At 61.7% G+C, this 13210-nt stretch carries 12 protein-coding genes; all 12 read left to right on the top strand.

The genetic code is table 11. From position 1 onward, the window contains the following. Positions 1-120 precede the first annotated feature (120 nt). Entirely contained in the window at positions 121-645 is a 525-nt protein-coding gene (locus G410_RS0103865; protein WP_022672339.1) for a methanogen output domain 1-containing protein, read from the top strand. An 8-nt stretch (positions 646-653) separates the two neighbouring features. Further along, entirely contained in the window at positions 654-1703 is a 1050-nt protein-coding gene (locus G410_RS0103860) for a histidine kinase dimerization/phosphoacceptor domain -containing protein (protein ID WP_022672338.1), read from the top strand. Between the two features lie 67 nt (positions 1704-1770). Then, a complete protein-coding gene (gene mce, locus G410_RS0103855) occupies positions 1771-2190 on the top strand; it encodes a methylmalonyl-CoA epimerase (RefSeq protein WP_022672337.1) in 420 nt (139 codons plus the stop codon). An 86-nt stretch (positions 2191-2276) separates the two neighbouring features. Then, positions 2277-3074 (top strand): enoyl-CoA hydratase-related protein, encoded by a 798-nt coding sequence (locus G410_RS0103850; protein WP_022672336.1) that lies wholly within the window; start codon positions 2277-2279, stop codon positions 3072-3074. Positions 3075-3202: 128 nt separating this feature from the next. Next, positions 3203-5338 carry a methylmalonyl-CoA mutase gene (gene scpA, locus G410_RS0103845; protein WP_022672335.1) on the top strand — a complete coding sequence of 712 codons (2136 nt, stop codon included), beginning with the start codon at positions 3203-3205 and terminating at the stop codon, positions 5336-5338. A 231-nt stretch (positions 5339-5569) separates the two neighbouring features. Then, positions 5570-6220, top strand: coding sequence for a heme-dependent oxidative N-demethylase subunit alpha family protein (locus G410_RS17130; protein ID WP_342662450.1), 651 nt, complete (start codon positions 5570-5572; stop codon positions 6218-6220). Further along, on the top strand, positions 6217-7227 hold the full coding sequence (gene bioB / locus G410_RS0103835; protein WP_022672334.1) for a biotin synthase BioB: 1011 nt from the start codon (positions 6217-6219) through the stop codon (positions 7225-7227). Before G410_RS17130 ends, bioB begins: the two co-directional genes overlap by 4 nt. Beyond that, the gene (locus G410_RS0103830) at positions 7224-7655 is read left to right on the top strand and encodes a lysozyme inhibitor LprI family protein (RefSeq protein WP_022672333.1); all 432 of its coding nucleotides are present in this window, start codon (positions 7224-7226) and stop codon (positions 7653-7655) included. Before bioB ends, G410_RS0103830 begins: the two co-directional genes overlap by 4 nt. Positions 7656-7685: 30 nt before the next feature. Further along, positions 7686-9671, top strand: coding sequence for an acetyl-CoA carboxylase biotin carboxylase subunit (locus tag G410_RS0103825; protein WP_156851843.1), 1986 nt, complete (start codon positions 7686-7688; stop codon positions 9669-9671). Between the two features lie 146 nt (positions 9672-9817). After that, positions 9818-11440, top strand: a complete 1623-nt coding sequence (locus G410_RS0103820) for an MFS transporter (protein ID WP_028971031.1) — start codon at positions 9818-9820, stop codon at positions 11438-11440. Then, a complete protein-coding gene (gene alr, locus G410_RS15510; RefSeq protein ID WP_022672330.1) occupies positions 11437-12543 on the top strand; it encodes an alanine racemase in 1107 nt (368 codons plus the stop codon). The genes G410_RS0103820 and alr overlap by 4 nt, the downstream gene beginning before the upstream one ends. A gap of 404 nt (positions 12544-12947) precedes the next feature. Beyond that, positions 12948-13210 (top strand): IS3 family transposase (locus G410_RS0103810; RefSeq protein WP_022674091.1); only part of this gene is annotated, 263 nt, incomplete at its 3' end.

The following is a 13210-nucleotide window of genomic DNA, read 5'->3' as shown; positions in this document are numbered from 1 at the left end:
TGTGCAGATTGAAGCGCCTGAATAGCGCCCGACTGTAGTGCAGATTGATCGACACCTTCCCTTGAACCGCTTTTGCCGCTAGTCAGGCAAATGAAAGCGGGCAAAAAGGGAAGGGTTATCATGGGCATGCAGGAGCTGGACGTTCCTCTTGACCGCGATCTGTTCTTTCGCAAGATGATCCGGTCTTTCGCGGCATCGCTGGAAGCGACAGTGGGAGCTGACGAGGCGGCAGGTTATGTGGCCGTGGTCGGAAGCGAGATCGGCGAGTGGATAGAGGCCGAATATAGCAAATCGGCAGGCCGCGATTCCTTCGATCCGCAACAGATCGCCGAATTGCTGGTTGACCTGAAGCGTCGGATCGGCGGCGCGTTCCACATTATTTCGATTAGCGATGAGCAGATTCTGCTCGGCAACAGCGAATGCCCTTTCGGCCAGCTCGCCGACGGGCAGCCGGCGCTATGCCAGATGACCTCCAACGTATTCGGGCGGATTGCCGCCAATCAGCTCGGCTATGCGCGCGTAGTTCTGCAGGAAACCATCGCCAGAGGGGATGGCCAATGCCGCATCGCCATCAATCTGAAAGCTGATGATGACGATGATGATGACAGCCATGAGTTCTTTAAAATCGATCAGCCGCTAATTTAGGAAAACAGGTGCAACCGCTTTCCGAACCCATTTGCAATCGGGTCATCAACTCCCTGGATGGGGAGGTGATCGTGATCGATCGCTCGGGGCAGGTTGTCTTCGTCAATGATCGCGCCATCGAGACGCTTGGCGCTGTTCCGGACAAGAACCGCATCAGCGATTTCTTCGAGGGCGGGCAGGGTGGTGAGCGCTTGCGCCGCATCGCCCAGACCAGCATCTGGGCACCGGTCAATTTTACGCTGAAAAGCGGGCCGATGCGCGGCATGGAACTGAAGTTCCGCGGCCGTGGTTTCCGCGAAAAAGGCGCGCAGGAATCGCAGGTGTTGCTGGTGGCCGACCGCCACTGCGATCAGGGGTTCACGCAGCTTCGCAAATTGATCCGCGATCTGAACCGCGATCTGGCGGAACGCCAGCAGACGGCCAATCGCCTGCAGGGCGCGCTGGTGAGCGAAGAGCGCATGCACACGGAACTGATCCACCGCGTCAAAAACAATCTGAGCCTGCTGAGCGCGCTGATCAGCACAAGGCGCAACACCAGCCAAAGCGACGAAGCGCGCACCGCCCTGCAGGATCTGGAGCACCGGGTGCAGGCCATTGCTTCGGTGCATGAAATTCTGGACCGGGCGGGCGCGATCGAAATGGTGCCGGTGGCGGATTTGATCCGATCGCTGTGCCATTATCTGGAAAGCTCGATCATGCCGCCCAATGTGCAGATCGAGAACGACCTGGCCGAAATTGCGCTGCATGTGGACGATGCCACGCCGCTAAGCCTGATGGTCAATGAACTCATCACCAACGCGCTGAAACATGCCTTCCCCGATGACAAGCCGGGCCGCGTCCACATAAAATTGCTGCGCAATGGCCATGACAAGCTGGAAGTGGGCGTGCGTGACAATGGCAAGGGGATGAACGCGGCGCGTGATGGTGCCGGTTCCGGCAGCCGCATCGTCCGTGCGCTGGCCGGACAGATGCGTGGCGAACTGAGCCATGAATCGGATGGTGACGGCACCAGCTGGACATTCGTCTTCCCCACCTCCGCTACCGATCGCGGCACATGAAGCGCTGGCCTAATGACATTTGCTTGTTCTAGGAGCAGCAGCCTGAATGATCGTTTAGGAGATTTCGATGCAGCTCGGCCCGCTCAATCATATCGGTGTCGCCACGCCGTCCATTGCAGATAGCATCGCCCATTGGCGCGATGTGATGGGCGCTACGAACATCGGCGCGCCATTCGACATGCCGACGCAGGGCGTCAAGGTCTGCTTCGTCGATGCGCCCAATTGCCAGATCGAACTGATCGAGCCGCTCGGCGAAGACAGCCCGATCCACGGGTTTCTGAAGTCCAATCCGCTCGGCGGACAGCATCATGTCTGCTTCGAGGTGCCCGATATCCATGCCGCCAGGGCCGAGTTCGAGGCGGCGGGCAAGCGCGTGCTCGGCGAACCGCGCATCGGCGCCCATGGCACGCTCATCTTTTTCGTGCACCCGAAGGATATGGGCGGCATGCTGACCGAGATCATGGAGACGCCCAAGGACGCCCATTGAACTGGCTCGGCACGCCTATGTGTTGCCGAGCGACCGAATTTGCGGGCTGAAATGCCCTGACCGGCCCCGGGGCCATGGAGATAAAAATGGATTATGAAACCATCCGCCTGGCAATCGATGAGGACACGCATGTGGCCGTTATCACGCTGGATCGTCCGGAACGCCTGAACGCCGCGCCGCCGCAGATGGCCGAAGAGATTGTCCATGCGCTGGACGCCGCTCTGGCACATCGGGCGCGGGCGATCATGATTACCGGCGAGGGCCGGGCCTTCTGTTCCGGCGCCGATCTGGCAGGCGGGCGTGACCGCAGTGCCGGCATGGGCGGGGATGCAGCCCATGCTTCGCTCACCAACAGCTACAACCCGATGATGCAGAAGCTGGCCGAGCTTCCGGTGCCGCTGATTACGGCTGTAAATGGTCCGGCGGCGGGGATCGGTTGTTCGATTGCGTTGAGCGGTGACTTCGTGCTGGCCGGTCGGTCGGCCTATTTCCTGCAGGCCTTTGTGAATATCGGCCTGGTGCCCGATGGCGGGGCCAGCTGGACGTTGCCGCGCCTGATCGGCAAGGCCCGCGCTTTCGAGATGATGATGCTCGGCGAAAAGATCGATGCCGCCAAGGCGCTCGATTGGGGCATGATCTATGCCGTCATCGACGATGCATCGCTTGTGGCGGAGGCCACCGCGCTGGCGCAGCGTCTGGCCAAGGGGCCGACAAAGGCGCTCGGCCTCATGCGCCGCTGCGCAACGGAAAATCTGGACCGCGATTTCGCCGGTGCGATGGCGGCAGAAGCCGATGCGCAGCGCGATGCCGGCAATAGCGAGGATGCGCGCGCCGGTGCGATCGCTTTCCTGAAAAAGGAAAAGCCCGCTTTTTCAGGCCGATAGCGATTGGGCATAGGCCCCGCCGCCATGCCCCTCGCGCAGGGCGAGCGGGCGGGTATCGAATGAGCGCGGCGGCGACATGGCAGGACGAGGCTTCGACAAGCCAAGTTTGAACAGATAGAAGATGGTTCATGACTGACACACCGACCTATGACGACTGGAAAGCCCGCGCCGACAAAGAGGTGAAGGGCCGCGACCTCACGCGCGAGACGCCCGAGGGCATCACCGTGAAGCCGCTCTACACCAGCGCGGATGCGATCGATCCGGGCCTGCCGGGTTTCGAGCCCTATACGCGCGGGCCCTATGCCTCGATGTATACCGGGCGGCCCTGGACGATCCGCCAATATGCGGGCTTTTCCACGGCTGAGGAGTCCAACGCCTTTTATCGTCGCAATCTGGCCGCCGGGCAGAAGGGCCTGTCGGTCGCGTTCGATCTGGCCACCCATCGCGGCTATGACAGCGATCATCCGCGGGTGACCGGGGACGTGGGCAAAGCCGGTGTCGCCATCGACACGCTGGCGGACATGAAAATTCTGTTCGACCAGATTCCGCTCGATCAGATGTCGGTTTCCATGACCATGAACGGTGCGGTGCTGCCGGTGCTCGCCTTCTACATCGTCGCGGCGGAGGAGCAGGGCGTCGACCAGAAGCTGCTGTCCGGAACCATTCAGAACGATATTCTGAAGGAGTTCATGGTCCGCAACACCTATATCTATCCGCCAGAACCGAGCATGCGGATCGTGGCGGACATCATCGGCTATACCGCCGAACATATGCCGCGCTTCAATTCGATCTCGATTAGCGGCTATCATATGCATGAAGCCGGTGCGACGGCGGTGCAGGAGCTGGCCTATACGCTGGCCGATGGCATGGAATATGTCCGCGCAGCGATGGCCAAGGGGCTGCCGGTGGACAGCTTTGCGCCGCGCCTCAGCTTTTTCTGGGGCATCGGCATGAACTTCTTCATGGAAGTCGCCAAGCTGCGCGCCGCGCGCAAGCTGTGGCATGACATCATGCATGAATTTGGCGCAACCAACCCAAAGTCCAAGATGCTGCGCACCCACTGTCAGACCAGCGGCGTTTCGCTGACCGAGCAGGATCCGTACAATAATGTCGTGCGCACCACGATCGAGGCGATGGCGGCCACGCTGGGCGGCACGCAGAGCCTGCACACCAACAGCTTCGATGAAGCCGTGGCATTGCCCACCGACCGCTCGGCCCGGATCGCGCGCAATACACAGCTTATTCTGCAGGAAGAATCGGGCATCACCGATGTCGCCGATCCACTGGGTGGCAGCTATTATGTCGAAAGCCTGACGCAGGCCCTGGTCGACAAGGCCAAGGAGCTGATCGACGAGGTCGAGGCGGCGGGCGGCATGACCAAGGCCGTGGCCGAAGGGCTGCCGAAGCGGCATATTGAGGAGGCCGCCGCGGGCAAGGCCGCTGCGGTGGATCGCGGCGAGCAGGTGATCGTGGGCGTGAACAAATATCGTCTGCCCGAAGAAGACGAGATGGACATTCTCGATATCGACAATGCCCGTGTGCGCCGCGATCAGATCAAGCGGATCGAACAGACCCGCAGCGAGCGGGACGATGCGGCGGCGACAGCGGCGCTCGACGCGCTGCGCAGCGGGGCCGGCGGCGACGCGAACCTGCTGGCGCTGTGCGTAGAAGCGGCGCGCGCGCGCTGCACGCTGGGCGAGATGTCGTCCGCGATGGAAGATGTGTTCGGGCGCTTCGATACCGTGCCGAAGCCGGTCAGCGGCGTCTATGGCGGGGCCTATGCCGAAGACCCCAAATGGCTGCGCGCCGGTGCCGGTGTGGATGCCGTGGAGCGTCGCCTTGGCCGCAAACCGCGCATGATGGTCGCCAAGATGGGCCAGGACGGTCACGATCGCGGCGCGAACCTCGTCGCCTCGGCCTTTGCCGATTTGGGCTTCGAGATCGTCAGCGGCCCTCTGTTCCAGACCCCCGGAGAAGCGGCGGACTGGGCTGTGGAAAAGGATGTGGATATTGTGGGGGCAAGCTCGCTCGCCGCTGGCCACAAGACGCTGATTCCCGAGCTCATCGGCAAGCTGGCCGAGGCCGGGCGTTCCGACATCAAGGTGATTGCCGGCGGCGTGATCCCGGCGCAGGACTATGAGGCGCTGCGGGCCGCAGGCGTGCAGGCGATTTTCGGTCCCGGCACCAATCTGGTCGAGGCGGCGGGCGAGGTGCTGCAGCTGCTCGGACACAACCTGCCTCCACTGGAGGAGGCCGCCGAGTGACGCCGCAGCGCTGGCCGGATGGCGCGTCCTGCTGGTTCATTATTGCGGCGGCGCGCAGAAAGCTGGTCTATAGTCGGTGACGCTCGGCTTCTCCGTCGATGCGCTTTTGCCCAGAGCAAGAGGAGGCGGGCAGCTGAAGATGGGGCTTACGGCCTTGTCGGCCGAGGCCTGGCTGGATCCGGCACCGGACCTTGCGGCGCGCGTAGCCGGTTTCGCCGCCTTCCGGAAGGGGTGCAACGCTCACCGGAAGGGGAGGCACCGGGCCGCGAACTGGCCAGAATGCTGGGCATCGATGGCGGCCTGGCAGAGGCGGCGTTGGCCCATCATGAAGACATGTGTCTGCTGACCCGCAGCACGGACGAGCCCTTTTATCGGCTTGTCGGCACCGCCGTCGCCTTCCCCACAGACTGGATACCGGCACGCAAAATGGGCCTGTCGCTCACCGCCATGCACGCGCCGATCCATGGCTATGCCGAGCAGCTGGCCAGTGGCGTCGATCATTTCATGGCCAGGTTGAGCCCGGACCGGATCTTTGGCCGCTGCAACTGGTTCATCGCACCCACTGGCCGAATGCGATGGTTGGCCGCCGAGCAGCCGCAATCCGCCTTTGCCGCGGTGACGGCGCAGAATGCCGGCGAAATGCTGTTCGTGCGTTGCGAACGGCAAACGCTGCGCCGCCTGCCGGAGACGGGCGCCATCCTGTTTACCATCGGTGTCTATGTCGCGCCGCTCCGTTCGCTGTCGGACGCCAATGTCGCGCGCCTCGCCCTGGCGGTTGCGGCGCTGGTGCGCGGGGAGGGTGATCGTCGCGGCGCTCCCTGTTACAGTGAGGCGTTGAGGGGCTTTGCTACTGCGCGCGGCATCGCTATCGCATCTGCATGACCGAGATTCGTACCGACTGGACCCGCGACGAGATCGCCGCCCTTTTTGCTCTGCCCTTCACCGATCTGCTGTTTCAGGCGGCCTCCGTGCACCGGGAAAACCACGCGGCGGGCGAGGTGCAGCTGTGCACGCTGCTCAGCATCAAGACCGGCGGTTGCCCGGAGGATTGCGGCTATTGCAGCCAGTCTGTCCATGCCGACAGCGGCGTGAAGGCGACCAAGCTGATGGATGTGCGCGCGGTGCTGCAATCGGCGGCGCAGGCGAAGGACAATGGCTCGCAGCGCTTCTGCATGGGCGCGGCCTGGCGCAATCCGAAGGACCGCGACATGCCCGCGATTGTCGAGATCGTGAAGGGCGTGCGCGCCATGGGGCTGGAGACCTGCATGACGCTGGGCATGCTGACGCCCAAGCAGGCGGACATGCTGGGCGAGGCGGGCCTCGATTATTACAACCACAATATCGACAGCAGCCCGGAATATTATGAGCGGGTGATATCCACACGCACGATGGACGAACGGCTCGAGACGCTAGACCATGTGCGCGGCGCGGGCATCAATGTCTGCTCGGGCGGCATCGTCGGCATGGGGGAGACGCGCGAGGACCGGGTGGGCTTCATCCACACGCTCGCCACGCTGGAACGGCACCCTGAAAGCGTGCCCGTCAACGCGCTGGTGCCGGTGAAGGGCACCGTGCTCGGCGATATGCTGGCCGACACGCCCATGGCCAAGATCGACGATATCGAATTCGTCCGCACCGTCGCCGCCGCGCGCATCACCATGCCGCTGAGCATGGTACGCCTGAGCGCAGGTCGCGAGAGCATGAGCGAGGCGACGCAGGCGCTGTGCTTCACGGCGGGCGCGAACTCGATCTTCACCGGCGACAAGCTGCTGACGGCAGCCAATGCCGGCGACGATGCCGATGCGGCGATGCTGCAGCGCCTGGGGCTGAAGGCCATGGTGGCACAGGAGCCGATGCGGGCCTGCAAGGCGATGGAAGCGGCAGAGTGATTTCAGCATTGCTCTTGCTCGCTATGGTTGCTGCTCCTGGACAGGGCGAAGGCGCGCTTGATTGTGAGAACGCCATGACGCAGTCCGCCATGACAATGTGCGCGGCGCAAGACTATGACGCTGCCGATGCGGCGCTCAATGTGCAGTGGAAGCAGACTGCAGCGTTGATGAAAGCGCAGGATGCGTCCTTTGACTATGATGACAACCGACCAGGCTATTTCGATAGCCTGTTGGCATCGCAGCGCGCTTGGCTGCAATATCGCGATGCCCATTGTCGCCTTGTCGGTTACGATGGGCGCGGTGGCTCCATTGAGCCCATGCTTGTGAACGGCTGCCTGGAGCGCGTTACGCAGTACCGCACGTCTCAGTTGCGAGACCTGACGATCAATCAAATTTCACAGGAACCGCGTTCCGCCCTTGACCAATAATATGCCTGCCTTGGAGCAGGGTGAGGAAATCTGATGTTCAAGAAAATCCTGATCGCCAATCGCGGCGAGATCGCTTGCCGGGTCATGCGTTCGGCCAAGAAGATGGGCATCGCCACGGTCGCGGTCTATTCGGATGCCGATGCGCGCAGCCCGCATGTCGAGCTGGCGGACGAGGCGGTTCATCTCGGCCCGCCGCCTGCTGCGGAATCCTATCTGCTGGCGGACAAGATCATTCAGGCGGCCAAGGACACCGGCGCCGATGCGATCCACCCAGGCTATGGCTTCCTTTCAGAGCGCGAGAGCTTTGCGCTGGCCTGCAAGGAAGCCGGCATCGCCTTTATCGGCCCGCCAGCCAATGCCATCGCGGCGATGGGCGACAAGATCGAATCCAAGAAGCTCGCGCGCGATGCGGGCGTGAACACCGTGCCCGGTTCCGAAGGCGCGATCGACAGCACCGAGGACGCGCTGACCTGGGCCAACAAGATCGGCTATCCGGTCATGATGAAGGCCAGCGCGGGCGGCGGCGGCAAGGGCATGCGCCTCGCCTGGAACGATCAGGACGTGAAAGACGGGTTCGAGGCGACCAAGCGCGAAGGGCTCGCCAGCTTTGGCGACGACCGCGTGTTCATCGAGAAATTCATCGAGCAGCCGCGCCACATCGAAATCCAGATCCTGGGCGATACCCAGGGCAATATCGTTTATCTGGGCGAGCGCGAATGCTCGATCCAACGTCGCCATCAAAAGGTGGTGGAGGAAGCGCCATCGCCCTTCGTCTCGCCCGAAATGCGCAAGCGGATGGGCGAGCAGGCCGTCGCGCTGGCACGCGCGGTGGGCTATTACAGCGCCGGCACGGTCGAGCTGATCGTCTCTGGCGCGGACACCACCGGCGAGGGGTTTTACTTTCTGGAGATGAACACGCGCCTGCAGGTCGAGCATCCGGTGACCGAATATGTTACCGGGGTCGATCTGGTGGAACAGATGATCCGCGTCGCCGCTGGCGAGCCGCTCCCCTTAACGCAGGAAGATGTCGCGCTGACCGGTTGGGCGATGGAAAGCCGGGTCTATGCCGAAGATCCCTATCGCGGGTTTCTGCCCTCGATCGGGCGGCTCGTGCGCTACAGCCCGCCGGAAACGGACGAGAATGTGCGCGTCGACGATGGCGTGGCCGAAGGCGGCGAAGTGTCGATGTTCTACGATCCGATGATCGCCAAACTCATCACCTACGGCGAAGATCGCATCACCGCGATCGATCGCATGGTGGAGGCGCTGGGCCGGTTCGAAATTGTGGGCCTCGGCCATAATATCGATTTTCTCAGCGCGCTGATGCAGCATGAGCGTTTTCGCTCCGGCAACATCACCACCAATTTTATTGCCGAGGAATATCCGGACGGTTTCCAGGGCGCGCCCGCAGACCATGCACAGCTGCGCCGCCTTGCCGCGATCGGCGGCTTCGTGGCCACCGCGCATGCCGATCGCAATCTGCTGATCGACAGGCAGCTCGGCCACCGCCTGCAGCCGCCATCGCAGTGGCAGGTGAAGATCGCAGACGATGTCTTTGATGTCACGGTATCACAGGATGATGTGAGCGTGAATGGAGAGGGCACCGGACTGTCGATGGCCTATTCGCCGGGCGACCGCATGGTCGAGGCGGAATTTGGCGAGGATGTGATCGTGGTGGCCGTGCGGCCCACGCGGGCGGGTTTCCGGTTCAACAGTCTTGGCGCCAGCCACGATCTGCGCGTGCTGCCGGCCCATGCGGCGCAACATGCCCAGCACATGATCGAGAAGATTCCACCGGATACTTCGAAGCTGCTGCTATGTCCGATGCCTGGCCTGCTGGTGTCTCTGCACGTCGGTGAGGGCGACAAGGTCGAGCCCGGCCAGCCGCTGGCGACCGTGGAAGCCATGAAGATGGAAAACATCCTGCGCGCCGAGAAAGCCGGCACCATCGCCACGATCAATACGGCCGAGGGCGATAGCCTTGCGGTCGATGAGGTAATCCTGGAGTTGGAATAGGGGCAACAGGGCCCGTCGCGCCACTTCCCCTTCCATCAGGCTATGCGTTTTCAGCCGTCTCGGCCTTTCTGGTGATGCCAAGCGCCACGCTTGGCGCTAAAGCGCTTTGATAAGGAATGAGGACAGGCAGGGCGGGGATTATGTCCATGGCAAATGGCGTTGCGAGCGAAGGCGTCCACGGCAAAGATGCCGAGCCGCACGATAAAGAAATGCGGCTCGTCATTTCGGCATCGTCCGTCGGTACGGTTTTTGAATGGTATGATTTCTTCATCTACGGCACGCTGGCGGCCAGCGGCATCATCGGCCGTGTGTTCTTCCCAAGCGGTAATGAGACGCTGCAGACCCTGCTGGCATGGGCCGGGTTCGCGGTTGGCTTCGGTTTCCGTCCACTCGGTGCGATCCTGTTCGGCTATCTCGGTGACAAGGTGGGGCGCAAGGCCACGTTCCTCGTCACCATCACGCTCATGGGCATCGCGACGGCCGGCGTCGGCCTCATCCCTTCAGCGGCAACGATCGGTATCGCGGCGCCGATTCTCATCATTCTGCTCCGCATTGCGCAAGGCCTGGCACTTGGCGGGGAATATGGCGGCGCGGCGATTTACGTTGCAGAACATGCCCCGCCGCAGAAGCGCGGTTTTTTTACCAGTTTCATCCAGGCCAGCGTTCCGGGCGGTTTCATTCTCAGCCTGATCGTGGTGCTGGGGGTCAAGGCGCTGATACCCGCAGATGTCTGGGAAGATTGGGGCTGGAGAATTCCCTTCGTCCTGTCGCTCCTGCTGCTGGCGATTTCGTTGTGGATGCGTCTGAAGCTGTCGGAGAGCCCGATCTTCAAGAAGATGAAATCGGCAGGAGAGCTTGCGGGCAATCCTTTCGTGGAAAGTTTCACCTATCCCGGCAACAAGAAGCGCATTTTCGTGGCCCTGTTCGGCCTGTCTGCGGGGCTGACGGTGATTTGGTACACCGCATATTTCAGCAGCCTGAGCTTCCTCAAAGGCCCGATGCGGATCGATGGCACGGCGGCGGAGATCATCGTTGGCGTGGGCGCCGCGCTTGGTCTGTTCTGGTTTCTCCTGTTCGGGCGTCTCAGCGATCGGATCGGCCGCAAGACGCCGATCATGTGGGGCTATGGTCTGACACTGGTTCTGCTGTTTCCCATTTTCTGGGGTATCGGCGCGGTCGCCAATCCGGCACTGACCGACAGCTTCACGCGCGCGCCGATCGTCGTCAGCGGGCCGGACTGTTCCTACAATCCGTTCGCGTCTGAACAGGCAAGCGCCTGCGGACAATTGCTGGGCGATCTATCGGCGCGCGGGGTACATTATACGTTGCAACCCGGCGACGCGCTGTCCCTGACAGTCGGCCGGGCTGAGGTTGCCGCGCTGGACGCCGCCAGCATCGATACCGCGCTGGCAAGCGCCGGATATGATTTTTCGCCGATCATTCCCTCGGCGGGTGCCATCGCGATCATCATCGTTCTGCTCATGATCCTCGGTGGTCTCTCCGGCGCCACTTATGGCCCGATGGCGGCGTTGCTGACCGAGATGTTTCCGCCCAAGATCCGCTACAGTTCCATGTCGATCCCCTATCATTTCGGCACAGGCTATTTCGGCGGTTTTCTGCCGCTGATCGCCGCAGCCATCATCGCCTCCACCGGCGATCCCTATGCCGGCCTCTGGTATACATGGGGCGTCACCCTGATGGCTTTCGTCGTGACCTGGTGGGGCTTGCCCAAGACCTTGCCCGACTGGTCGCGCGAGACCGCAGCATGACCGAGCCGCTCGATCTGTCCGACATTCCATCACCGTTGCGGCTTCGGCTCGACGGCGATGCGCTGGTGCACAATTGGCGGACGCTTAATGACATGAGCGGGCGCGCCGTGGCGGGCGCTGCGGTGAAGGCAAACGGCTATGGTCTCGGCGCAAGGGAGGTCGTCGCGCGCCTGAGCGCGGCCGGGTGCCGTAATTTCTTCGTGGCGCACTGGCGGGAGGCTGCGGAGATCGCGGATCTGGTTCCTCCGGCTTCGATCTCGGTATTGAATGGCGTTCTGCCGGAAGAAGTAAGCGCGGCCCGGCGTATCGGCGCAAAGCCTGTCATCAACAGCATGGATCAGCTTGCCACCTGGCAGGCCAGCGGCGGCGGGCGTTGCGATCTCATGTTCGACAGCGGCATGAACCGGCTTGGCATTGAAGACCATCGCGCAGGCGCCGTCGCCGCTATGTCGCTCGACGTCGATACCGTGATGAGCCACCTGGCGTCCGCCGATGAAGATGTCCCGCAAAATGCGCACCAGTTGGCGCGTTTCCAGGCCGTTGCCAGCCATTTCCCGAACGCCCGCAAAAGCCTGGCCAACAGCGCCGGCATCGCGCTTGGAACGGACTATCATTTCGATCTGACCCGGCCGGGTTTGTCCCTCTACGGGGGTATCCAGCGCAAGCAACTGGAAGAACGCATCCGGCAAGTCGCCTATCCGGAAGCGCGTGTCCTCCAGATCCGCGATCTGCAGCCCGGCGACAAGGTAGGCTACAACGCCACCTTCACCGCCGACCGGCCGATGACTGTGGCCATCACCGCGATCGGCTACGCAGATGGTTATACGCGCGCGCTTTCTAACCACGGCTACTTTACTGTGGGAGAAAGCCAAGCCCAGGTAATTGGCTTTGTTTCGATGGATCTTTGCATATTAGCCTTGGAAGACGGAGTTCGAACGACACCTGTTTGGGTATGTCCTAGGTTCAATTTGCCATTATCAGCTGCTGCCAGCGGACGCTCGCAGTATGAATTGTTGACATCGTTGGGATACCGTTATGATCGCGTTTGGCTTAGCAAAGCCCATAAGACCAGCGAGAGCTTGAAAAGTTTGACCATCCGTTGAAGCGTCGGTGTTGTATCTTCGCAACAAAAATTCAACAATCGCGACATTGCATGGTTTTAAGTTGTCACCATCGGTCTTGTCCGGCATTTTCCGGGCTCAACCAAGCTTCGCTGGCAACATTCAGTAAGGCCATGGTGAGACTTTCAAGGCCGTGTTTCGGGCATGCCAAGGTTTTTCCTTAGGGGGACTATAGTAAAAATGAACAAGAATTCTGTAATCGTGCGCCGCAGCCTTTTTGCGAGTGCAACGGTATCCATGCTGGCAATCGCCGCATATGGAACACCTGCGCTCGCCCAGGCGGATGCTAACACTGCGGTAGTGTCCCCCGTCAGCGCCAATGGCACAGATTTGAGGTTGTGATTTAAGGAGGATTTGGGCTTCGTCGTAGTGACGAAGGAGCGAAGATGAAGCCCAAATCCTCGAAGTCCAAATTGCCTGCCGAGCAGGTGGTGAAAGACATCCGCCGCAAGACCCGTCGGCATTTTTCCGCTGAAGACAAGATCAGGATTGTGCTCGACGGCCTGCGCGGTGATGACTCCATTGCCGAACTGTGCCGTCGCGAAGGCATCGCCCAGAGCCTGTATTACACCTGGTCCAAGGAGTTCATGGAGGCTGGCAAACGCCGCCTGGCTGGTGACACTGCGCGTGCTGCGACCACGGGCGAGGT

It is taken from the genome of Novosphingopyxis baekryungensis DSM 16222 (assembly GCF_000420305.1).
Taxonomy (GTDB): Bacteria; Pseudomonadota; Alphaproteobacteria; order Sphingomonadales; family Sphingomonadaceae; genus Novosphingopyxis; species Novosphingopyxis baekryungensis.
Note: the sequence above shows the minus strand (reverse complement) of the source record. Positions and strands in the feature narration are given on the sequence as shown.